General features: G+C 68.6%; 19 protein-coding genes. 9 read left to right on the plus strand and 10 right to left on the minus strand.

Annotated features, from left to right (window positions below; genetic code table 11):
* Positions 1 to 63: 63 nt before the first annotated feature.
* The 3 genes from OG734_RS25790 to OG734_RS25800 form a co-directional block, all read right to left on the minus strand.
* On the minus strand, positions 64 to 690 hold the full coding sequence (locus tag OG734_RS25790) for a DUF6461 domain-containing protein (RefSeq protein WP_330289861.1): 627 nt from the start codon (positions 688 to 690) through the stop codon (positions 64 to 66).
* A gap of 191 nt (positions 691 to 881) precedes the next feature.
* Positions 882 to 1,310 (minus strand): VOC family protein, encoded by a 429-nt coding sequence (locus OG734_RS25795; RefSeq protein ID WP_266502703.1) that lies wholly within the window; start codon positions 1,308 to 1,310, stop codon positions 882 to 884.
* 143 nt (positions 1,311 to 1,453) lie between these two features.
* Positions 1,454 to 2,053 (minus strand): hypothetical protein, encoded by a 600-nt coding sequence (locus tag OG734_RS25800; RefSeq protein ID WP_330289862.1) that lies wholly within the window; start codon positions 2,051 to 2,053, stop codon positions 1,454 to 1,456.
* 185 nt (positions 2,054 to 2,238) lie between these two features.
* Between OG734_RS25800 and OG734_RS25805 the strand changes: the two genes are divergently transcribed.
* Positions 2,239 to 2,451: a hypothetical protein gene (locus OG734_RS25805; protein ID WP_330289863.1), complete on the plus strand. Its 213-nt coding sequence runs from the start codon at positions 2,239 to 2,241 to the stop codon at positions 2,449 to 2,451.
* Between the two features lie 700 nt (positions 2,452 to 3,151).
* Here the strand turns inward: OG734_RS25805 and OG734_RS25810 are convergent.
* Positions 3,152 to 4,765: an ABC transporter permease gene (locus tag OG734_RS25810; RefSeq protein ID WP_330289864.1), complete on the minus strand. Its 1,614-nt coding sequence runs from the start codon at positions 4,763 to 4,765 to the stop codon at positions 3,152 to 3,154.
* Positions 4,762 to 5,670 (minus strand): ABC transporter ATP-binding protein, encoded by a 909-nt coding sequence (locus OG734_RS25815; RefSeq protein ID WP_330289865.1) that lies wholly within the window; start codon positions 5,668 to 5,670, stop codon positions 4,762 to 4,764. The genes OG734_RS25810 and OG734_RS25815 overlap by 4 nt, the downstream gene beginning before the upstream one ends.
* Before the next feature lie 73 nt (positions 5,671 to 5,743).
* Between OG734_RS25815 and OG734_RS25820 the strand changes: the two genes are divergently transcribed.
* Entirely contained in the window at positions 5,744 to 6,250 is a 507-nt protein-coding gene (locus tag OG734_RS25820; RefSeq protein WP_330289866.1) for a GbsR/MarR family transcriptional regulator, read from the plus strand.
* A gap of 76 nt (positions 6,251 to 6,326) precedes the next feature.
* On the opposite strand, the gene OG734_RS25825 is transcribed toward OG734_RS25820, so the two are convergent.
* A complete protein-coding gene (locus OG734_RS25825; protein ID WP_330289867.1) occupies positions 6,327 to 7,856 on the minus strand; it encodes an APC family permease in 1,530 nt (509 codons plus the stop codon).
* Between the two features lie 154 nt (positions 7,857 to 8,010).
* Here OG734_RS25825 and OG734_RS25830 point away from each other — a divergent pair, with 154 nt between their 5' ends.
* Positions 8,011 to 9,405: an ethanolamine ammonia-lyase subunit EutB gene (locus OG734_RS25830; RefSeq protein ID WP_330289868.1), complete on the plus strand. Its 1,395-nt coding sequence runs from the start codon at positions 8,011 to 8,013 to the stop codon at positions 9,403 to 9,405.
* Complete coding sequence (eutC, locus tag OG734_RS25835; protein WP_330289869.1) at positions 9,402 to 10,250, plus strand: ethanolamine ammonia-lyase subunit EutC; 849 nt, start codon at positions 9,402 to 9,404, stop codon at positions 10,248 to 10,250. The genes OG734_RS25830 and eutC overlap by 4 nt, the downstream gene beginning before the upstream one ends.
* Positions 10,251 to 10,315: 65 nt before the next feature.
* Here eutC and OG734_RS25840 read toward each other — a convergent pair whose 3' ends face one another.
* Positions 10,316 to 11,233: a diacylglycerol kinase gene (locus tag OG734_RS25840; RefSeq protein ID WP_330289870.1), complete on the minus strand. Its 918-nt coding sequence runs from the start codon at positions 11,231 to 11,233 to the stop codon at positions 10,316 to 10,318.
* Between the two features lie 195 nt (positions 11,234 to 11,428).
* Between OG734_RS25840 and OG734_RS25845 the strand changes: the two genes are divergently transcribed.
* Positions 11,429 to 12,712: an adenylosuccinate synthase gene (locus OG734_RS25845; RefSeq protein ID WP_330289871.1), complete on the plus strand. Its 1,284-nt coding sequence runs from the start codon at positions 11,429 to 11,431 to the stop codon at positions 12,710 to 12,712.
* Between the two features lie 158 nt (positions 12,713 to 12,870).
* On the opposite strand, the gene OG734_RS25850 is transcribed toward OG734_RS25845, so the two are convergent.
* Together OG734_RS25850 and OG734_RS25855 are read right to left on the minus strand one after the other, a co-directional pair.
* Positions 12,871 to 13,077 carry a hypothetical protein gene (locus OG734_RS25850; protein WP_330289872.1) on the minus strand — a complete coding sequence of 69 codons (207 nt, stop codon included), beginning with the start codon at positions 13,075 to 13,077 and terminating at the stop codon, positions 12,871 to 12,873.
* 282 nt (positions 13,078 to 13,359) lie between these two features.
* The gene (locus OG734_RS25855) at positions 13,360 to 14,190 is read right to left on the minus strand and encodes a DUF2637 domain-containing protein (protein ID WP_330289873.1); all 831 of its coding nucleotides are present in this window, start codon (positions 14,188 to 14,190) and stop codon (positions 13,360 to 13,362) included.
* A gap of 678 nt (positions 14,191 to 14,868) precedes the next feature.
* On the opposite strand from OG734_RS25855, the gene OG734_RS25860 reads away from it, so the two are divergent.
* A complete protein-coding gene (locus tag OG734_RS25860) occupies positions 14,869 to 16,704 on the plus strand; it encodes a bifunctional metallophosphatase/5'-nucleotidase (RefSeq protein WP_330289874.1) in 1,836 nt (611 codons plus the stop codon).
* A 137-nt stretch (positions 16,705 to 16,841) separates the two neighbouring features.
* Here OG734_RS25860 and OG734_RS25865 read toward each other — a convergent pair whose 3' ends face one another.
* Entirely contained in the window at positions 16,842 to 18,098 is a 1,257-nt protein-coding gene (locus tag OG734_RS25865; RefSeq protein WP_330289875.1) for an MFS transporter, read from the minus strand.
* Between the two features lie 138 nt (positions 18,099 to 18,236).
* Here OG734_RS25865 and OG734_RS25870 point away from each other — a divergent pair, with 138 nt between their 5' ends.
* The 3 genes from OG734_RS25870 to OG734_RS25880 all read left to right on the plus strand — a co-directional run bounded on the left by OG734_RS25870 (position 18,237) and on the right by OG734_RS25880 (position 21,056).
* On the plus strand, positions 18,237 to 19,169 hold the full coding sequence (locus tag OG734_RS25870; protein ID WP_330289876.1) for a LysR family transcriptional regulator: 933 nt from the start codon (positions 18,237 to 18,239) through the stop codon (positions 19,167 to 19,169).
* A gap of 149 nt (positions 19,170 to 19,318) precedes the next feature.
* The gene (locus tag OG734_RS25875) at positions 19,319 to 20,254 is read left to right on the plus strand and encodes a hypothetical protein (protein WP_330289877.1); all 936 of its coding nucleotides are present in this window, start codon (positions 19,319 to 19,321) and stop codon (positions 20,252 to 20,254) included.
* Between the two features lie 16 nt (positions 20,255 to 20,270).
* Positions 20,271 to 21,056 carry a hypothetical protein gene (locus OG734_RS25880; protein ID WP_330289878.1) on the plus strand — a complete coding sequence of 262 codons (786 nt, stop codon included), beginning with the start codon at positions 20,271 to 20,273 and terminating at the stop codon, positions 21,054 to 21,056.
* The last annotated feature ends 10 nt before the right edge of the window (positions 21,057 to 21,066 follow it).

Consider the following 21,066-nt stretch of genomic DNA (forward strand, 5'->3'; position numbering starts at 1 on the left):
CCAGGTGTACGGATCACTGTTCTCAACTGATCTGGTCTGCCTCCACAGCTTCGCAAGGGCTGGTCACTTGATCTCTGCGCTGCCGCAGACGAAGACAGTGTCCTGGAGATGGGCCGGCATGAGGCGGATCTGCGTGAGGTGCTCGGCGAGGGCGAAGGCCGCTGGGATGGCCCGGTCGGTGTCGAGATCGTCAGTCGTGGTGGGCTCTTCTGGGAACTCGAAGCCGAGCCGGCGGATGACATCCAGGAGCTCATCCGGGCGGGATCCATTGAGGTAGCCGGCGTCACGGAGGTCGAACTGAAGGCGCCGGTCCGTGTTCTCGGCCCAGAGGAACGAGCCGTCATTGTTGGCGTTGCTGTTGTCGTAGTGGGAGATCCAGCGGGTGCCCAGCGAGGCCGGCAGCGCCTTCTCCTCGTTGACGCCGTGCCAGCCGTTGGGCTCAACCATGAGGGTCCACGGGCCGATTGAGGTCATGCCGAACAGTGTCCGCGTGCCGCTGAACGGGGCGTAGAAGTCATAGGCGGCTTCGACCAGTTCCGGGATTCCGGTATGCGCGGGTTCGGCCTGGCCTCCAAGCCGACGTAGCAGCTCCACTGGGGAGACCCCGTGGACGAGGGTGATGCAGTAGGCCTCTGCTAGGTCCGGGAAACGTTCCTCGAACCACAGGTAGTCGGTGGTATTAGCCGTCATGCCCGTGATCCTCACTCATGCCTCTGACAACTCATGAGTTCCCGCCGTCACGGTGCACGGTTGGCGAAGTCCCGCTACTTACCGAGACCTGTACGAGACGTCGCTGCGGCTGTCACAGCGACCTGACAGGTCGGGGGGCGGGTTCTTCGTCTCGGTCCATGGGGCCTGAACGCGGACAGGTTCGCGGCGCCTCAGTCGATACAGAACTCGTTGCCCTCGATGTCCTGCATCGGGATGCACGAATCATTGCCGTCATACAGCGTTCGCACGTGTACCGCGCCGAGCGGGACCAGTCGTGCGCATTCGGCCTCAAGTGCGGCGAGGCGCTCTTCACCCACGAGTCCGGTGCCGACTCGCACGTCAAGATGCAGCCGGTTCTTGGCTGCCTTCCCTTCGGGGACGCGCTGGAAGTACAGTCTCGGGCCCACACCTGAGGGATCACTGCAGGCGAACCATGAATCCCGCTGCTCAGGTGGCTGCGAGCGCTTGAAGTCGTCCCAGGTGGCAAACCCCTCCGGTGGCGGCGGTACGACATACCCCAACACCTCGCACCAGAAACGAGCGAGGCGCTCAGGTTCTGCGCAGTCGAAGGTGACTTGGAACTTCTTGATCGACGTCATCGATCCACCATATTGGGGCGTGGCGTTCACCGAGATCCCAGGTTTCATCGCCGTGCGGGTCGAGGTCTCGCGTGACATGAGTAGGGCCAACCGACCAGACGGCTACCTCGTGATCCTCCCGCACGGTCACGTCGCAGGCTCCCTCACCAAAGCGTCACTATCGTGCGCACGGTCTCCAGGCACAGACGCGTCATCAACTCGGGCTCTTTGAGTAGCTTGCGCAGCAGTCCTTGATCGGGTACGTCGAGAAGGCGCAGCCGCACGCTCATGTCCGGCTGCTCTGCGCTCGGCAGTGCGATAGTCGTCGACGGCGCGAGCGTCAGCGCCGGGAGACTGGCGGCACCAGAATTGCCCTCATCGGCGCTGGGACTGCTCTCGGTAGAGTCGGCCATCTTCTCCGCCCCCGCCTGATGCTGCCGGTCCTCTAGATCTGCTAGGAACCACAGGTTGTCGAAGGCGATGCTCACCGCGTCGATCTTTTCCGGGTCAGTGTTCCGGACCCTGCTCGCCAGCTCCACCGCAAGAGCATCGACGAGCCCCACTCGCGGCAACCGCGTGCTGGAGAAGGCATTGTGAATCGTGGCCCGGGAGGCGTACGGGACACCGGTCTGCGCCAGAGCCCCCTCCAGAGACGTAAGCGGTGGGTACTTCGCGTAAGCGTGCAGCTGGTGGAGGGCGTCGTTGAGGGCGCGGTGTGCCTGCCCTGTCAGTTCGGGTTTCTTAAGCCGTCCTGCGCGTGCCATGGCCCTCCCCCGGGCTACGTCCAATAACGTCCAACCCTGTCTCAAGCCTGCGGACAACAGCAAGCCGCAGCAGGTGGCTTCTCATGGCATTTCGGCTCGGCAGCGCGCCCCCTGAGCGGGTGGAGGCTCCTTTTCACCCGCGGGAGAACCGTCCTGCTCCAGCCAGAAGAAGGAACCGCACTGCCATGATCCTTTTGGTCCTGCTCGCCCTTGTCATCCTGGCACTGGTTATCCGGAGTGCCATGGAGAAGGCTCCGGAGGGTGATGTCCTTGCGGTCCTCCGCCTCGCCCTGACCGGGATCTTGATCCTGGTCCTTACATATGTGGCGATGCGGATCGTGCCGCCGGAGACGGTTCCCGACTTCCTGAACCGCGCGCTCAAGGCGCTCAAGGGCTGACGTGCGCACAGCTTGACGCCCGACAAGGTGCCCGCAGCCAGGAAGATTGGCTGCGGGCGCTTTTTGACTTTCTCCGGCGGCCCGAGTGGTACCTGCTGCGGTCGCAGCGCTGCTCGAGTCCGTCGCCGGGCCGGGGAGCTCAACCTGGGTGGTCGATGGCGGCCCGATACCGTCGCCCAGTACCGCTCAGCACACTCAGCCGCGCGACTGGCCCCGCTGAGGCCGAAGCTGAACGACTCGGTTCGTTGCGAAAACGACTTGGCTGAGTGAGACGGGACAGCTGGCTGGCGGGGTTGCGGAAACCCTGGGCGGCCCAGGCGACCAGGTTGATCACTCGCTTGATGCCTTCGCTCTTCGCCTCGCTGTGGCCGATGGCGATGAACGCGGTGGTCTCGGGCCATCACCGGTCGAACGTGGTGGCGATCCTGCGGCCCCAGGCGAAGCCCCATCCGTGCCCGTTCGGCCCAACAGCACGCGCCGGCCGGGGCCGTGTCCATAGGGTCGCGGTGACGGTCCCGCAGCCCACCAGCCCGAATGGCTCATCTTCACGGAAAGCAAGCCTCCAGGACGGTCCAGCACACGCACCTTGACGCCCCGCCTCCCAGAGCAGCCTCGGCCCCTGGAGAGGACGACGACGCTGCAGGGCCTCGTCCCCGTTCACCGGGGCTGACGAGTTGCGCGGCGCGGAGCACCGCCGGTGTTACGTACTCAGGTCCCGCCGCCGCACCCCCGCCAGCCCCGCGGTCACCAGCCCCGCCGCAATCCCGGTCAGGACCACCACCGGCCCCCAGCTCATCCCCCCGCCCGGCAACTTCGGCAGATGCCCGAACGGCGACAGATCCAGCACCCCCTGCGGCACATCCAGCGCCGGCCCGATCCACCCCACCAGCAGCGCGAACCCGGCAACACCCCAGGCTCCCACCGCCAGTTGGGGCGAAACCCCGTACAGCAGTACCGCCAGTCCGCCCAGCACCCACACCGCCGGGACCTGTACCAGGCTCGCCCCGACGACCGGGCCCAGTTCCTCCCCGTACCCGAGTGCCAGGCCCAGGCCGCTCAGCAGCAGGATCAGTGCCGCGCCGCCGAAGGCGATCACCAGGTGGCCCCCGGCCCATCGCAACCGGCCCACCGCGTTGGCGAGGATCGGCTCGGCCCGTTGGGAGGTCTCCTCCGCGTGCAGCCGGAGTACCGACGAGACGACGTAGAGCGCCGCCACCATGCCGAACATGCCGACCATCGTGGCGAGGAACGCGTCCTCGATGCTCGACTGGCCGCCCATCCGCTCGATGATCTCCCGGGATTTCGCGTTGTCGCCGACCAGGTCGGCCGCGCCCTTCGTCAGCCCGCCGAAGGCGACCCCGGCCGTGAAGAACCCGATGCTCCAGCCGGCGACAGCGCCCCGTTGCAGCCGCCAGGCCAGCGCGCCCGCCGTGCCCAGGCGGCCGGTCGCCGGTCCGGGACGGGTCGGGAGGAAGCTCATCCCGACGTCCCGGCGACCCGCCAACTCGTAGGCGAGCCAGCCCTGTAGTACCGCCGCAGTCGCGAACAACCCCAGCACCCACCACCGTTCGTCCGCGAACGGCCGTACGTTCTCCAGCCAGCCGATCGGTGAGGCCCAAGTCAGCGGCGACGAACCGTCGTTCGTCGCCGAGTCGCCCGCCGCGCGCAGCACGAACGCCGCGCCGAGCAGGCCGCCCGTGAGGCCCTTCGCCAGCCGCGCGCTCTCCGTGAACTGGGCGACGATCGCCGTCAGGGTGGCGAACGCCGTTCCCACGCCCCCGATGCCCAGACCCAACGCCAGCGCACCCGACGCGCCCTGGCCCGCCAGGCCGCCCGCGATCAGCAGCGCCAGTGCGGCGTTGGCCACCAGGGCGGTGAGCAGGGCCGCAGTCAGTGGGGCCCGGCGGCCCACCATCGCCGACGAGATCAGTTCCTGACGTCCGCTCTCCTCCTCGTCGCGGGTGTGCCGTACGACGACGAGCAGGCTCATGACGCCGGCGAGGATCGCCGCGTAACCGCCGATGCGCCAGGCGGTCAGGCCGCCGATCGAGTCGCTGAACACCGGGCCGTACGTGGCCCGCAGTGAGCTGTTGGTGAGCATCTGGCGGGCGATGTCGGCGCGTTCGGCGGGCGACGAGTACACGCTCTCCAGGGAGCCCGGGAGGGACAGGACCATGAGGGCCGTCACCGCCACCCACACCGGGATCATCACCCGGTCGCGCCGCAGGTTGAACCTCAACAGCGTTCCGGTGCCCGCCAGTTGACGTGAGCCGACGGTCCTCCGTACTGCCAGGGCTGACGTGATGGCGGTCATCGGGTCACCGCTTCGCCCTGGTAGTGGCGCAGGAACAACTCCTCCAGCGTCGGTGGCGTCGACCTCAGCGACCGCACGCCCGACTCTGTGAGCGAACGCAGCACCGCGTCCAACTTGTCGGTGTCCACCTGGAGTTGGACTCGGCTTCCTTGTACATCCACGTCGTGGACACCGGGCAGGCGTGCCAACCCGTTCGGCGCGCCCGCCAGTTCCGCCGTGATGCTCGTCCGGGTGAGGTGGCGCAGGTCGGCCAGTGAGCCGCTCTCGACGGTTCGGCCGTTCCGGATGATGCTCACCCGGTCGCACAACTCCTCGACCTCGCTGAGGATGTGGGAGGAGAGCAGGACCGTACGGCCCCTGTCGCGTTCCTCCTCCACGCAAGTCTGGAAGACCTCCTCCATCAACGGGTCGAGCCCTGAGGTCGGTTCGTCGAGGATGAGCAGGTCGACGTCCGATGCGAACGCCGCCACCAGCGCCACCTTCTGGCGGTTGCCCTTCGAGTACGTGCGGCCCTTCTTGGTCGGGTCCAGCTCGAACCGGTCGATCAGGTCCGCCCGGCGCCCCTTGTCGAGTCCGCCGCCACGCAGCCGGCCGTACAGGTCGATGACCTCGCCGCCCGAGAGGTTGCGCCACAGGGTGACGTCGCCGGGGACGTACGCGATCCGGCGGTGCACCTCGACCGCGTCCGCCCACGGGTCCCGGCCCAGGATCCGCGCGGCGCCCGAGTCGGCGCGCAGCAGGCCGAGGAGGACGCGGATCGCCGTGGACTTCCCGGCGCCGTTGGGGCCTAGGAAGCCGTGCACTTCGCCGGCCTCGACGGTCAGGTCGAGACCGTCCAGGGCGTGCGTCTTCCCGAACGACTTGTGGAGTCCGGATACCTCGACAGCGGGGCTGGCCTTCGTCATGTTTCCGAACGTACGCTTACTTCAGAAATTTGTGAAGTTAAGGAAGTGTATGAATGACGGTTACGCTTTACGTATGACGGAACCGGGTGTGGCAGGGAGCGGGCGGGACTCCGAGGCGGTGTCGAGGTTCGTCGAGAGCTTCGCCGCCCAGCTCGTCGAGGCCGGGATGCAGCGCATGGCCGCCCGCGTCTTCGCGGCGCTCCTCGCCTCCGACGCCGGCGCCCTGACCTCCGCCGAGCTCGGTGAACAGCTCCAGGTCAGCCCGGCCGCCGTCTCCGGCGCCGTGCGCTATCTGTCCCAGGTGCACATGGTCTCGCGGGAGCGCGAACCCGGCTCGCGGCGCGAGCGGTACCGGGTGCACAGCGACCAGTGGTACGAGGCACTGACCAACCGCGACGCCATCCTCAAGCGCTGGGCCCAGACCCTGCGCGTGGGCGTCGACAGCCTCGGTGTCGAGAGCCCCGGCGGTCAGCGCATCGCCGAGACGCTCGCCTTCTTCGAGTATCTGGAGGGCGAGCTCACCAACCTGATGGACCGGTGGCGGGAGGAACGCGCCAAGACCTTCGGCCAGGACTCCTGACGCGCACGAGCGGTGCGGTGCGTCGGAGGCCCTGGCCGAAGGATGTGCTCAACTCACGCTCTCAACTCCCGTACGGCTAACGCTCCTTGGTCTCCTCCAGCACCGTCCGACCCAGCAGCGCGTACCGCTCGGGGGCCCGGTGCTTCAGGTAGGTGGCGTAGCCGATGCCGCCCGCCGCGATCAGCGCGACCAGCCACGGCGTCGACTTGAGCACCAGTGAGCCCGACTCCGTGCCCGCCGCGACCCCCATGTTGGACACCAGCAGCACCACCACCGCGAGCATCGCCACGCCGCCGATGAGCGGGGCCGTGAACGTCCGGAACCAGTGGCGGCTCTCCGGGTGGTGCTTGCGGAAGTAGGCCAGGACCGCGAAGGAGCAGACGGCCTGGACGACGAGGATCGCCATCGTGCCGAGGATGGCCAGCAGGACGTACGTACCCGTGTACGGGTCCTTGTGGGCGGCCCAGAAGCCGATCAGCAGGAGGGCGCTGATGATCGTCTGGACGAGGCCCGCGATGTGCGGGGAGCCGTGGTCGGCGTGGGTGCGGCCGATGGTCCGCTTGAGAGAGGGGAGTACGCCCTCGCGGCCCAGGGCGTACATGTAGCGGGCGGCGCAGTTGTGGAAGGCCATGCCGCAGGCCAGCGAGCCGGTGATCATCAGCCACTGCATGACGACGACCGCCCAGTGGCCGACGTACTGCTCGGTGGGGTTGAAGAACAGGGCGAGCGGGTTCGAGGACGAGGCCGCCTTGACCGCCGCGGCCTCGCCGTTGCCCGTGATGGCCATCCAGGAGACGAAGACGTAGAAGACGCCGACGCCCAGGACGCTGATCATCGTCGCCTTGGGGATGATCTTCTTCGGGTCGCGGGACTCCTCGCCGTACATCGCCGTCGACTCGAAGCCGACCCATGACCAGAAGGCGAAGAAGAGGCCGAGGCCGGCGCTGGTGCCCTGGAAGGCGTTGACCGGGTTGACCGGGCCGAAGGTGAAGCCGTTCGGGCCGCCGCCGTGGAAGGCGACCGAGATCGCCATCGCGGCGAGGATCGTCACCTCGGTGCCGAGCAGGACGATCAGCAGCTTCTCGGCCACCGACACCCCGAACCACGTACCCGTGGCGTTGATCGCGAGCATGACGATCGCGAACACCCACCAGGGGACGCTGACGCCCGTCTGGTCCTTCACGGTCTCGGTGGCGAAGGTCGAGAAGATGCCGATGAGGGCGGGCTCGAAGACGACGTACGCGAAGGTGGCGAGCAGTCCGGAGGCGAGGCCGACCGTGCGGCCGAGGCCGTAGGAGATGAAGCCGTAGAAGGCGCCGGTGGACGTGATGTGCTTCGCCATCGAGGTGAAGCCGACGGCAAAGATTGCCAGGACGACCATTGCGACCAGGTAGCTCGCGGGTGCGCCGATGCCGTTTCCTGACGACACCATGAAGGGCACGTTGCCCGTCATCGCGGTGATCGGCGCAGCCGTGGCGACGGCCATGAAGACCACGCCGAGCAGGCCGATCGCGTTCGGCTTCAGCCGGTGAACCGTGCCTTCGTCACCGGGACTTGCGCCCGTACTCGTACTGTCCGCCGGGGCTACGCCCTCGTCCACTGCCATCGGGTGGCCCCTTCCTGGTTGCTTTGCCGCGCACTGCCGGTGGGGTGGAACTCTGTAGTCCGAATGAGTCGGTAAAGGGTGTCGGGGCGTTAAATGTTTGTCAACCAGACCTTTAGAAATCTGGCGGCAACACGTGGCTCGTACGGTCGTCGCCATGAGCACGTACACCTCCACCCTCGGCGGCCACCGCTACCGCTTCGACTCCCTCGCGCGCCTGCTCGCCGCCGCGAGCCCCGAGCGCTCCGGCGACCGACTGGCAGGCCTCGCCGCGGACTCCGCGCAGCAACGGGTCGCGGCACGCTGGGCGCTGGCGGACGTGCCGCTGGCTCAATTCCTCGCCGAACCGGTGATTCCGTACGAGGACGACGACGTGACCCGGCTGATCGTGGACACGCACGACCTGGCCGCCTTCGCGCCGGTGGCCGCGCTGACGGTGGGCGGCTTCCGGGAGTGGCTGCTGTCGGAGGCGGCGGATGCCGAGACCCTGGCCGCCGTGTCGGCCGGGCTCACGCCCGAGATGGTGGCGGCGGTGTCCAAGCTGATGGGGAACGCCGATCTGGTCGCGGTGGCAAGGAAGGTGCGGGTGGTGACCGCCTTCCGGTCGACGATCGGGCTGCCCGGCCGGCTGGCCACCCGCCTCCAGCCCAACCACCCGACCGACGACCCGGCGGGCGTCGCGGCCGCGCTGCTGGACGGTCTGCTGCTGGGATCGGGAGACGCGGTGATCGGGATCAACCCGGCCACGGACAGCCCGAAGGCGGTACGGGATCTGCTGGAGCTGCTCGACGGGGTCATCCAGCGGTACCAGATCCCCACGCAGTCCTGCGTGCTGTGCCATGTCACGACCAGCGTGGACCTGATGGAACGCGGGGCGCCGGTCGACCTCGTCTTCCAGTCCATCGCGGGTACGCAGGCCGCGAACGCCTCGTTCGGGGTGACCCTGGGGCTGCTGGACGAGGCGTACGCGGCGGCGGGGGAGCTGAACCGGGGGACGGTCGGGCACAACGCGCTGTACTTCGAGACCGGGCAGGGCAGCGCGCTGTCCGCCGACGCGCACCACGGGGTGGACCAGCAGACGGTGGAGGCACGGGCGTACGCGGTGGCCAGGCGCTACGACCCCCTGCTCGTGAACACGGTGGTCGGCTTCATCGGCCCCGAGTACCTCTACGACGGCCGCCAGATCCTCCGCGCCGCCCTGGAGGACCACTTCTGCGGCAAGCTGCTCGGCCTGCCCATGGGCCTGGACATCTGCTACACGAACCACGCCGACGCGGACGATGACGACATCGCCACCATGCTGACGATGCTGGGAGTCGCGGGCGCGTCCTTCGTGATCTGCACACCGGGCGGCGACGACATCATGCTCAACTACCAATCCGCCTCGTACCACGACGCGTTGTACCTCCGCGAGGTCCTCGGGCTGCGCCCGGCACCGGAGTTCGAGGCGTGGCTGGACGGCATCGGCCTGCTGGACGAGCGGGGAGCTATCCGGGACGTCTCCGGTACGGCACATCCGCTGACGGCGATCGGAAAGGAACTGGCGGCATGACGGATCGTCAACTATCGCCTCTGGCCGATGACTTGACCATGTGGGCGGCGCTACGGCGGCACACGCAGGCCCGCATCGGCCTGGGCCGCGCGGGCTCCGCCCTCCCCACCCGCCACCGCCTGGAGCTGCAGGCCGCGCACGCCGCCGCCCGGGACGCGGTGCACTCGCCCTTCGAACCGGAGGTCGTCGCGGCCGGCCTGACGGGCGAACCGACGGTACGGGTACGCAGCGCCGCCGGCGACCGCCTGACCTACCTCCAGCGTCCCGATCTGGGGCGCCGCCTCGACGACATCGACCGCGCGCATCTGCCCGGCGGTGACTGGGACCTGGTGTTCGTGGTGGCCGACGGCCTGTCCAGCCGGGCGGTGCACGAACATGCGGCGCCGATGGTGCGGGCGACGACGGCACTGCTGGACCCGGGTGTGCGGGTGGCCCCGGTGATCCTTGCCGAACAGGCCCGGGTGGCCCTCGGCGACGACGTCGCCCACGCCATGGGCGCCGCGATGGTGGTCGTCCTGATCGGCGAACGCCCCGGTATGTCGGCGGCGGACTCGCTGGGCGCGTATCTGACGTACGCCCCGCGCCCCGGCACGACCACGGACGCGGACCGCAACTGCCTGTCCAACATCCGCCCGCCACTGGGGCTGAGCTATGAGACGGCGGCGTCGAAACTGGCGACGCTGATGGGGAGGGCGCGGGAACTGGGGCTGACGGGGGTGGGGCTGAAGGACGAGTCGGATTCGCCCCCGCTGCCCCTACCCGTCCCATCCTCGGGGGCGCTGCCCCCGAACCTCCGCTCCTCAAACGCCGGAGGGGCTGGATCTTTCAGCCCGTCCGGCGTTTGAGGACGAGGCCCCTTCAGGGCCGAAGCGGGGGTCTGGGGGCGGCAGCCCCCAGGGACAGCGGGGGCTCACCCCGGCAACGTGAGCCCCCACGCCCCCTCCCGCACCACCCACGTCCGCCGCCGCACAGGCCCGCTCACCAGCCCCGCATCCGCCCGGTACCGGAAGTCCGCCCCGGACACCGTCACCCGCAGCCCCACCGCTCCCAGCGGAGACGCCTCCGCGCCCACCGACACCGGGCGGATCTCCACCCGGGCGCCCCCGGACACCCCCGGCGTCAGGGTCACCGCCTCCACCGGCTGGTCGAGGTCCACGAGGGTCACCCCGTCCACCTCGACACGCAGCCGCGAGGGCCCGTGGCCGCCCGGTGCCGGGGCCACCCGTGGTCCCCGCGCCCCTCGTACCGGCCGGGTCGCCAGGGTCCGTACCAGGGACTGGCAGGTCCGCAGCCAGGGATGAGCCGGAGCCCCCGGATCCGCGTCGACCTCCCCGGAGCCATTCATGCCGTCGTGGCCGTCGTGGCCGGCGACGTGGGCCGGCCCTCGTAGCGCCGGAATGCGCACCGCGCCCACCACCACCCCGTCGCTGTCGTCGACGAGGAGGTCCAGACGGCGTTCGGCGCCCTCCAGGACCGCCCTCGCCGCGGCCACCGCGCCCATGGGGACGCCCAGCGAACGGGCGAGGGAGAGCACTCCGGTCGCGCCCACCGGGACGAGCGACAGTGCACATCCGGCCAGTTCCCGCTGCCGGTGCAGCAGGGCCACCGTACGCAGCAGGGCCCGGTCGTCGCCGATCACCACCGGCCTCCTGGAGCCCCTCCTCGCCAGTGCCCGAGCGAATTCCTCGGGCCCTTCCGGGAGACACACTTTTGTCCTCGCACCCGCGCTGAGCACGTCTTTCGCGATTCGTACAGACTCGCCGTCCGTCTGCCGGGCGACCGGGTCGATGACCACGAGGAGCTGGTCGGAAGTCGCCACCTCGGTCATGCCTCGCTTCCTCGGGTAGCATCTTTGTGCAAGAGCCCCTTGCGCTATTGCGCCAGGGGCTTGGTCTATTCCGGGGCATCCGGGTCCGATGGGTTGCGGCCGACGATGGTCGCTGGTGTACGAGGCATGAGCCGTGAGCTCTGACGCGTACGCCCCTGGCCTTGGACATGCCCCGCCCGGAAGGGGTGTACGCGCGTGCCCGCACTTGTGCTGCTCGGTGCTCAGTGGGGTGACGAAGGTAAGGGGAAGGCTACCGACCTGCTTGGTGGGTCTGTGGACTATGTGGTGCGCTACCAGGGCGGCAACAACGCCGGCCACACGGTAGTCGTGGGCGACCAGAAGTACGCCCTGCATCTCCTCCCTTCCGGAATCCTCACACCTGAATGCACACCCGTCATCGGCAACGGCGTCGTCGTCGACCCGTCGGTCCTGTTCTCCGAGCTGAACGGGCTGAACGAGCGAGGCGTCGACACGTCCAAGCTCCTGATCAGCGGTAACGCTCACATCATCACGCCGTACAACGTGACCGTCGACAAGGTGACGGAACGCTTCCTCGGCAAGCGCAAGATCGGGACGACGGGCCGCGGTATCGGCCCGACCTACGCCGACAAGATCAACCGGGTCGGCATCCGCGTCCAGGACCTGTACGACGAGTCGATCCTGACGCAGAAGGTCGAGGCGGCGCTGGACGGCAAGAACCAGCTCCTCACCAAGGTCTTCAACCGCCGGGCGATCGAGGCCTCCCAGATCGTCGAGGAACTCCTCACCTACGCGGACCGGCTCGCACCGTACGTCGCCGACACCGTCCTGGTCCTCAACAAGGCGCTCGAAGACAACAAGGTGGTCCTCTTCGAGGGCGGCCAGGGCACGCTCCTGGACATCGACCACGGCACGTACCCCTTCGTCACGTCGTCCAACCCGACCGCGGGCGGCGCCTGCACGGGCTCGGGCGTCGGCCCGACGAAGATCAGCCGGGTCATCGGCATCCTCAAGGCGTACACGACCCGCGTCGGCGCCGGCCCCTTCCCCACCGAGCTCTTCGACGAGGACGGCGCCGCGCTGCGCCGTATCGGCGGCGAGCGGGGCGTCACCACCGGCCGCGACCGGCGCTGCGGCTGGTTCGACGCGGTCATCGCCCGTTACGCGACCCGCGTGAACGGCCTGACCGACTTCTTCCTCACCAAGCTCGACGTCCTCACCGGCTGGGAGGAGATCCCCGTCTGCGTGGCGTACGAGATCGACGGCAAGCGCGTCGAGGAACTCCCGTACTCACAGACCGACTTCCACCACGCGAAGCCGATCTACGAGACCCTGCCTGGCTGGTCGGAGGACATCACGAAGGCCAAGTCCTTCTCGGACCTCCCGAAGAACGCCCAGGCGTACGTGAAGGCACTGGAGGAGATGTCCGGGGCGCCGATCTCGGCGATCGGTGTCGGCCCGGGGCGCACGGAGACGATCGAGATCAACTCGTTCATCTGACCGCTCCTTTCGCCCTCCGGCGGTCGGCCTGCTTCAGGGCCGGCCGTCGGACGTGCACCAGGGCCGCGCACCCGCCCCGCAGACCCGGCGGTCCGGCTGATCTGGCCGCTGTGAAGCAGCCAGGGTGCTGCTGTGATTTCGGGTGGCCGACGTCCGGCTCATCGCGCGACGAGCAGGAACTGTCGTTCGTCGCCCCCGAGGATGCCGAGGCGGAGCGCGCTGCAGCCCGCGAGACGGTGCTCTCCGACGGCCGTCGGCTCCCCGTCCACACCGTGACACCGGCTTCGGTGCCGGTCTTGCCGGACCAAACCGTCCTGCGCCTGCTGCGTGGCGCGGAGTTCCGTCGGCGGGCCGAAGAACTCCATGGACCTCTGGTTGACCAGGGACTGCGGGTTCGGGACCGGCCTCGCTCTGTGCCTCACGCCCACCGAGGCAGAGGTCCTGCACGTCCAGCTCTGCTGTGCGTCGATGACGCGACGGCCTCGGTGATCACGCCGGTGTCCACCAAGCTGCCCGACTGCCGCAAGCCGACTGCGACCCGTGGGGGCGACACGGACAGGAACGTGTCGCCCCCACGGGTCGCAGTCGACTCGTACCCTTCGGCGGCCCGGGAATCCACGGCAACCCCGACGGGCGTCCCGCACACGTCATGGTGCTGGGACGTCGGTGTCCGTCGGTTCTTCGTCACAGGGGTCATGAAGTGGGGAGCGAGTCGAACGATGGCGGCGCATCGTTCGGCGGGGTGCCCGTGTCAGGGTGATCTGGCGGACGGCTTGCTGGAAGCACGCGAGAGCAGAGAGTCCGGGCAAGGCTGCTGATGTGGTGTCGAGGAAGGTTTTGGGCGCCTGATCGACGCACAAGAGGATGGCAATCGACGAAAATAGGAGGATCATGCACCAGGAGTGCACTGTGCGGCGCTGATGCAGTGCGGCCCGAAGGACGGACAGCGACGCGACCAGCCAAGGTCCGTACACCAGCAGCGGCCACCATGCCACGATGCCGCCCTGCATGCGGGACATGGCCATGACGCGCAAAGGGTCGTAGGCGGCCATCCCGCTGAAAAAACTCACTGCGGAGGCGATGATCGCCGTAAGCGTGGCAATGAGGAAGCTGGCGGTCTGGAGCGTGCCCGGGCGATTGCGCTCACGAACCTTACGGTGACTTTGGCTAATTTTTTGAAAGGGCGGAATTTCCGCCGTGATTTCCTGGAGGTTCCATAGGGACGTGTCGGCGGTCGGGATGGTGACTGCTGTCTCGTCGCGGGCCGCAGGGATTCTTGGGAACTGATCCGCCATGGAGTCCTGGAGCATCCAGGCCAATTCTTCGACCGGATCCCAGCCCGCATCCGGTGGCACCAAGGGTGCCGAGAAAGCCTCGGCCGTGGGCCGGTGTCGGTGTCGCCCCGGGGCTCTGCTGCTGGGCATCCGCAGGTCATCGGCGGAGCGCACTCGGAGATGATCGATTTCTTCGTCGTGCATGACGCAGCCTGGTTATTCCCCGCCCGGGAAGGCGTACAGACCTTGGGATGTGGCCCATCGACGAGTGAAATCATCTTCCAGTGTGCTCATCACGTCCAGGAATTCCCGCACAAGAGACTCAGTGACCGCTAGGGTGACCCGAAACCCACCTCGTGTCAGAGTGCCGTTCGTGGCGGCTGATGAGTTCATGGGGGCAGGGATGTAGATGTAGGGCCCCAGCGTCGTCTTACTGGCCGTCCGGCTCTCCCTCTCTTGTACTGCGAGAGGATGGCGGTGCCCTTCCATGGTTGCCTCGGTCATATCCCGACTAACGTCGTTTCGCTGCAACGGATGTGCGGCGAAACGGGTGAAGGGATACCTGGATAAGCATGGTATCTAGGGGCCATTCGGGCTCATGGATTCCTGTACGAAAAGCGCGTTGTGGCTACTGGGTGATTAGCGAATGTGCGAAGTTGCGAAATAGAGTGAAGATTTCTTGTTGTGGCTACCGTATGAGCAAAGAGGGGTGGGAACCTGCAGGGGTGCCCGCAGAGCAGGCCCCCTGAGCGGAGCCTCCTTCGCTCCCCTTCGGTCGAATTGACCGGGACATGGCCTGTCATGGCCTGCTCTTGGTTCCTGGAGGGCCGGTGTGCCGCCACGATCTACGCGTGTAGCCACCGACTGCTCAGGAGCTCCCCCATGCCCATCTCGCCCTTGAACCGCCGCCAGTTCATGCACAAGTCGGCCGTCACCGGTGCCGCCGTGGCCGCCGCCGGGACCGTCGCGGCAGCCCCCGCGCAGGCCGCCGACCGTGTCGACAGCGCGCACTGCAAGCCGCCCCGCACCTGGTCGTTCTCCATCCTGGGTACCACCGACCTGCACAGTCACGTCTTCGACTGGGACTACTACACGGACGCCGCCTACACCGACAAGGCCGGCAACTCGGTCGGCGTCGCCCGTGTGGCCACCCTCATCAAGCAGCAGCGCGCGGAGAAGGGCGCGGACCACGTCCTGCTCGTCGACGCGGGCGACATCATCCAGGGCACGTCACTGGCGTACTACTACGCGCGCGTGGACCCCATCACGGGCAGCGCGACCAGCAAGAAGGCCCCCGAGCACCCCATGGCCGTCGCCATGAACGCCATGCGCTACGACGCCGCCGCCCTCGGCAACCACGAGTTCAACTACGGCATCGACACCCTCCGTAAGTTCGAGAGCCAGTGCCGTTTCCCGCTCCTCGCCGCGAACGCGCTCGACGCGAAGACGCTCCGGCCCGCCTTCCAGCCGTACACCGTCAAGCACATCCGGGTCCCCGGGGCACCGGACATCAAGGTCGGCATCCTCGGCCTCACGAACCCCGGAATCGCCCTGTGGGACAAGGACAACGTCGCCGGGAAGATGTCGTTCACGGGGCTCGTCGAGCAGGCGAAGAAGTACGTCCCGCGCATGCGTGCCCTCGGCTGCGACGTCGTCTTCCTCACGGATCACTCGGGCCTGGACGGCAGTTCGTCGTACGGGAACGAGCTGCCGTACGTCGAGAACGCGTCGAACCTGGTGGCGGAGCAGGTGCCTGGGATCGACGCGATCCTCGTCGGGCACACGCACACAGAAGTGTCCTCCTACACGGTGACCAACAAGGCGACCGGCAAGGACGTGATCCTCTCCGAGCCGTACTGCTACGGCATGCGCCTGACCGTCTTCGACTTCGAGCTCGAACTCGAGCGCGGCCAGTGGAAGGTGACCAGCACGAAGGCGAAGACCCTCGACCCCAAGGGCGTCGAGGAGGACGAGCACATCACCAAGCTGCTCAAGGCCGACCACGATCTCGTCGTGAAGTACGTCAACACCGCCGTCGGTACGTGTACGGCGGACCTGTCGGCGGCGGAGGCGTGCTGGAAGGACGTACCCGTCATGGACTTCATCCACCAGGTCCAGATGGCCACCGTGGCCACCGGCCTGTCGACCGCGGACGCCGCCCTCCCGCTCATCTCCGTCGCCGCGCCCTTCAGCCGCAGCGCGGACATCCCCAAGGGGGATGTCACCATCCGCGACGTGGCCGGGCTCTACATCTACGACAACACCCTGTACGGCAAGAAGCTGACCGGCGCCCAGCTCAAGGACTACCTGGAGTTCGCGGCGAAGTACTACCACCAGGTGCCGGCGGGCACGGCGGTCGACACCGCGACGCTGACGAACGCCAACAACTTCTGGGACTACATGTACGACACGGCGGCGGGCGTCGAGTACGACATCGACATCGCTGCGGCGGAGGGGGCCCGGATCAAGAACCTCAGCTACAAGGGCAACGCGGTCACGGACGACCAGGTGTTCGTCGTGGCGGTGAACAACTACCGCGCCAACGGCGGCAGCGGCTACCCGCACATCGCCGCCGCCGACATCGCGTACAGCTCCACCAACGAGATCCGCCAGCTGATGATCGACTACGTGACGACGAAGGGAACCCTGAACCCCGCCGACTTCGCGGTCACCAACTGGAAGCTGACGCAGGGCGGGACGGCGGTCTTCCCCGCCTGAGGGAGGGGAGTGGGGTGGCTCGGGCGGCCCGGCATCGGGGCCGTCGGGGCCTGCCCGTAACCCGGTATTCCACGCCTGCGGAACCGGCCGACGCCTCATTACCGATATGCGGGTGGCGGGTGGCGGGTGGCGGCGTGTCACGTTGGGCTTGGGCTCCGGGCCAACTCTCGCTCGTGGTGCGGCGTGTGGTCGTGTCGAGGGAGCAGGAAGGGGGTGACCAGCATGAGAAGGCCGGCGACGGCGATTGCGGTGCGGGGGCCCGTGATGCCGGCCAGCAGGCCCCACAGCCCGGTCATGGCCGCGACAGTTGCCTTACTGGTGACGGACCAGGCTGACAGGGTTCGGGCGATCCGGTCCGTCGCTGTCCGGTCGAGCCGGTAGGTGGCGAACACCGGGTTGAACACGCCCATGCAGGTGATCAGTCCGAACTCGACCGCGATGACGAGCACGAGCCCGGCCACGCCGGGGCGGATGAAGGCCGGCCCGAGCGACCAGCACGCACGCAGTGTCCCGGCGGTGAGCATGACCTGGTGCCGTCCGAACCGTGTGACGAGTCGGGGGGCCAGCCGTGAGCCGATGATGCCCCCGACGCAGGGGAGGCCGAACGCGAGGCCGTACTGCCAGGGGGCGAACCCGAGGTCGCCGAGCATGAGGACGGCGAGCAGCGGCGAGGTCGCCATGATCAGGCCACTGACCAGAACCGTGTTGAAGAACAGGGGGCGCAGGGCCGGATGGGCCAGGATGTACCGCCACCCTTCGAGCAGGTCGCCGAACCGGAGCCGCCCCCGGTGCGCACCGGTGCGCACCGGGGGCGGCTCATGGCCGCCGATCGCACGAATCCCCGCGGCCGAGAGCAGATAGCTGACCGCATCGGCCAGTACGGTCATCACCGGGCCGAACAACCCGATCGCGGCTGTGCCGGCCGGCGGTCCGAGCACGGTGGCGGTCCAGGCCGTGGACTCGAATCGTCCGCTCGCGACGAGCAGGTCCTCCGGTCGCACGAGCGCCTTCAGATACGCGCCACTGGCCGCGTTGAAGGCGATGTCGGCTGCACCGACGACGACGGACACAACCAGGAGTTGGACGAAACTGAGCAGGCCGAGTGCGTACGCGGCGGGGACACTCAGCAGTGCCGCGAACCGGGTCAGGTCCATCGTGACCATCACCGGCCGCTTGCGGCGATACTCCACCCACGGCCCGAGCGGCACCGCCACCGCGGCCCCCACCGCCAGCCCTGTCGCCGCCAGCCCCGACACCGCGGTCGGCCCGGCGTGCAGCACAAGGATCGCGATCAGAGCGAACGCGTCGAACGCGAGCCGCGTGCCGAACGTGCTGACCGCGTACGCCGCCCACAGCCACCCGAACTGCCGGCCCAACTGTCTCCTGCCCACCACGTTCAGCGCACCCCTTGATGTCCCGACCGCACGAACCGACGTTGACCGGTAAGAGCAAAGCTGGCGGCACAACAGCAGGTCAAACAACCAATCTGCTGGGGAGTCACAACCAAACGTTGTGCACTAGGGTGCATTGGCGTGGACATCGACACCGCCCGGACCTTCGTCGCCGCCGCCGACGCGGGGCAGTTCCAGGAAGCCGCCGCCGAGCTGGCGGTCACCCAGCAGGCTGTCTCCAAGCGCATCGCCGCGCTGGAGCGCAACCTCGGCGTGCGGCTGTTCACCCGCACTGCGCGCGGCGCCGAACTCACCATCGACGGGCAGGCGTTCCTGCCCCACGCGCGCGAGCTGCTGCGCGTCGCCGAGCGCGCGGTCGCGTCCGTACGTACCGGGAGCCGTCCGCTGCGCGTCGACGTGCTTGCCTCGCGCAGTGCGGCGTCGGGTCTGATGCGCGGCTTCCACCGCGCGCACTCCGAGATCGAACTCGACGTGGTGTGGCTGTTCGACATCGAGAAAGCCGTCGCCGCCGTTCGGTCCGGTGCGATCGACGCGTCCTTTCGCGCCGTCGGCGTGCCCGGCAGGCCCCTTCCCGAGGACATCGAGTCCGTCCGGGTGCTCGACGAGCCGCTCCAGCTCCTCACCGGCCCCGCCCACGCGCTCGCGGGCGCCCGGTCGGTGACCGTCGCTCAGCTCGCCGGGCACCGGATCTGGATGCCAGGCATCGTCCCCGGTACCGAGTGGGCCGCCTACTACGACGACCTCGTCGCCGAGTTCGGTCTCACCATCGAGGCGACCGGCCCCAACTTCGGCTCCGACGCGCTCCTGGACACCGTCGCCGACACCCCGGCCCTGGCCACCTTCATGGGGGAGCAGACCCGTCTCGTCTGGCCCGCCGGCCACGACCTGCGCCGTATCCCGGTGACCGACCCGACGCCCGTCTACCCGCACTCACTGATCTGGCGCCGCGACAATCCACACCCCGCACTCACCGCACTCCGCGACTACCTCGGCTCCACACAGTCCGGCCGCTCTGGCAGCGAGGCTTGGACCCCCGTCTGGACACAGCGGTAAGCAGCAAGCCAGTTCTCCGTCTCCCGTCGTCCTCCCGGGATCTCCCGACACCTCCCGGGATCTCCCGGCACTAAAGAAACGCTTGCGTTTCGATCGAGACCCCCGTAGTTTGTCGGTACGAAACCGTTTCGTATCGATGGGAATATGTGATGACGACCTCTCCAGTGCTCCTGGCTGTCGCTCTCTCCCTCGTTTCCGCGCTCTGCTACGCCACGGCCGCCGTGGTCCAGGAGCGGACCGCGGCCGGAACGGCGAGTCTGCGCGGGGCGCTCGCCCGGGGCTCGTGGTGGGGAGCGGTCCTCCTCAACGCCGGCGGCGCGCTGCTGCACGTCGTCGCCCTGCGATACGGCCCGCTGAGCCTCGTACAACCGCTGGGTGTACTGACCCTCGTGGTGGCGGTGCCCCTGGGCTCGCTGGTCGCCCGCCGCCGGACGTCGGGCACGCAGTGGCGCGGTATGGCCCTGACCCTCTTCGGGCTGACCGCACTGCTCACCGTCACCGCCTCGGGCAGCGGGCCGGACAGCACCCTGAGTACGACCGAGGTGCTGGTGGTCGCGCTCGCCGCCGCCGCCCTCATCGCGACGCTGATACGGCTGGCCTCGGGCCGCTCCTCCCTTGCCGGCCTGGCTTTCGCGGCGGCCTCCGGCATCGCCTCCGGGGTCGGCTCCACGCTGGCCCAGAAGCTCGCCGTCGGGGCGACGCTGTCGTGGAGCGCGGCGGTGGTCGTGGTCCTCACCGTCGGGTTCGCCGCGGGCGGGCTGCTGCTCTCCCAGAAGGCGTACAGCAGCGGCCTCGGCGGCCCTCTCGCCCTGCTCACCCTCGTCAACCCGGTCGCCGCGTCCGCCATCGGCGTCGCCCTGCTCGGCGAGGGCTTCCAATACGGAGCGACCGGCACCCTGCTCGCTCTGGCGGGCGCGGTGACAGCCGCCCGCGGTGTGGTGCTGCTCAGCCAGCCCCAGCCCCAGCCGCAGTCCCCGTCCCAGCCCCAGTCCGGGTCGCGGCACGATCGTCCCGTCCGCCTCGACGTACGCGTACCGCACCTGCGACCCACCCGGATTCTCACCGGCACCAGCCGGGCGGCCTGAAATGGAGAACACGAAGATGACGACCGCGACGACCATGCCGACCCTGACCGCCGTGCCGCCGCTGGCCGCCACGCCGACTGTGACTGCCGTGACGACGCTGACCGCCGCACCGACTGTGACCGACGTGACGACTCCGCCTGCCATGGCGCCCCTGCCGGCCACGGCGACTCTGCAACTGCGTCCTTGGAGGACCGTGCGCGCGGCGGGACTGGTGGACGTGCCCGCAGTCGTGCGCATGATCGCGTCGCCTCGGCCCTCGCCCTCGCCCTCGGGCGACTTCGTCGCTCCGGACTGGGCGCGGACGCAGAGCGCCATGCGGCTGGTGCTGGCCCACTACGCCCTCGAAGAGGGCCGGATATGGGTGGCCGAGCGGCCGGACGGCGGGCTTCTCGCGGCGGCCGTCTGGCTGCCGCCCGGCGTCGGGTCCGAGCCCCCTGACACCCGCTTCAGCAGCCTGCTCGCCCGTGAACTCGCCGCCGACCCGAAGGACTGCCCGGTCCTGCCGATGTGGCTGAAGGACGTGGGCCCCGACCTGCCGCACTGGAAGGTGTTCATCGTCGGCGCGCTGGACGACACGAGCGCCTGGGACCACACCGTGGCCGCCGACCTGCTGGCCCCGGGCCTGCGCGCCGTCGACGACGAGGCCGCGACCGCCGTCGCGATCACGATGTCCCCCCGTCACGGGGACCAACTGCGGTCCCTTGGGTTCCGCGGCCCGAGTGAGGTCCGTCTCGGGCCGGGCGCGAGCGGATGGCTGACGACTCGTCACTCGATAGGCAGGACAGGGCAATTGAGCGCCTGAGGACGGGACT

Origin of the sequence: Streptomyces sp. NBC_00576 (assembly GCF_036345175.1) — a bacterium.
Lineage (GTDB): Bacteria > Actinomycetota > Actinomycetes > Streptomycetales > Streptomycetaceae > Streptomyces.

Excerpts from the sequence above, each read along its gene's own strand:
- OG734_RS25790 (WP_330289861.1), bottom strand. The coding sequence starts at position 690 with ATGACGGCTAATACCACCGACTACCTGTGGTTCGAGGAACGTTTCCCG.
- OG734_RS25795 (WP_266502703.1), bottom strand. The coding sequence starts at position 1,310 with ATGACGTCGATCAAGAAGTTCCAAGTCACCTTCGACTGCGCAGAACCT.
- OG734_RS25800 (WP_330289862.1), bottom strand. The coding sequence starts at position 2,053 with ATGGCACGCGCAGGACGGCTTAAGAAACCCGAACTGACAGGGCAGGCA.
- OG734_RS25805 (WP_330289863.1), top strand. The coding sequence starts at position 2,239 with ATGATCCTTTTGGTCCTGCTCGCCCTTGTCATCCTGGCACTGGTTATC.
- OG734_RS25810 (WP_330289864.1), bottom strand. The coding sequence starts at position 4,765 with ATGACCGCCATCACGTCAGCCCTGGCAGTACGGAGGACCGTCGGCTCA.
- OG734_RS25815 (WP_330289865.1), bottom strand. The coding sequence starts at position 5,670 with ATGACGAAGGCCAGCCCCGCTGTCGAGGTATCCGGACTCCACAAGTCG.
- OG734_RS25820 (WP_330289866.1), top strand. The coding sequence starts at position 5,744 with ATGACGGAACCGGGTGTGGCAGGGAGCGGGCGGGACTCCGAGGCGGTG.
- OG734_RS25825 (WP_330289867.1), bottom strand. The coding sequence starts at position 7,856 with ATGGCAGTGGACGAGGGCGTAGCCCCGGCGGACAGTACGAGTACGGGC.
- OG734_RS25830 (WP_330289868.1), top strand. The coding sequence starts at position 8,011 with ATGAGCACGTACACCTCCACCCTCGGCGGCCACCGCTACCGCTTCGAC.
- eutC (WP_330289869.1), top strand. The coding sequence starts at position 9,402 with ATGACGGATCGTCAACTATCGCCTCTGGCCGATGACTTGACCATGTGG.
- OG734_RS25840 (WP_330289870.1), bottom strand. The coding sequence starts at position 11,233 with ATGACCGAGGTGGCGACTTCCGACCAGCTCCTCGTGGTCATCGACCCG.
- OG734_RS25850 (WP_330289872.1), bottom strand. The coding sequence starts at position 13,077 with ATGGAGTTCTTCGGCCCGCCGACGGAACTCCGCGCCACGCAGCAGGCG.
- OG734_RS25855 (WP_330289873.1), bottom strand. The coding sequence starts at position 14,190 with ATGCACGACGAAGAAATCGATCATCTCCGAGTGCGCTCCGCCGATGAC.
- OG734_RS25860 (WP_330289874.1), top strand. The coding sequence starts at position 14,869 with ATGCCCATCTCGCCCTTGAACCGCCGCCAGTTCATGCACAAGTCGGCC.
- OG734_RS25875 (WP_330289877.1), top strand. The coding sequence starts at position 19,319 with ATGACGACCTCTCCAGTGCTCCTGGCTGTCGCTCTCTCCCTCGTTTCC.
- OG734_RS25880 (WP_330289878.1), top strand. The coding sequence starts at position 20,271 with ATGACGACCGCGACGACCATGCCGACCCTGACCGCCGTGCCGCCGCTG.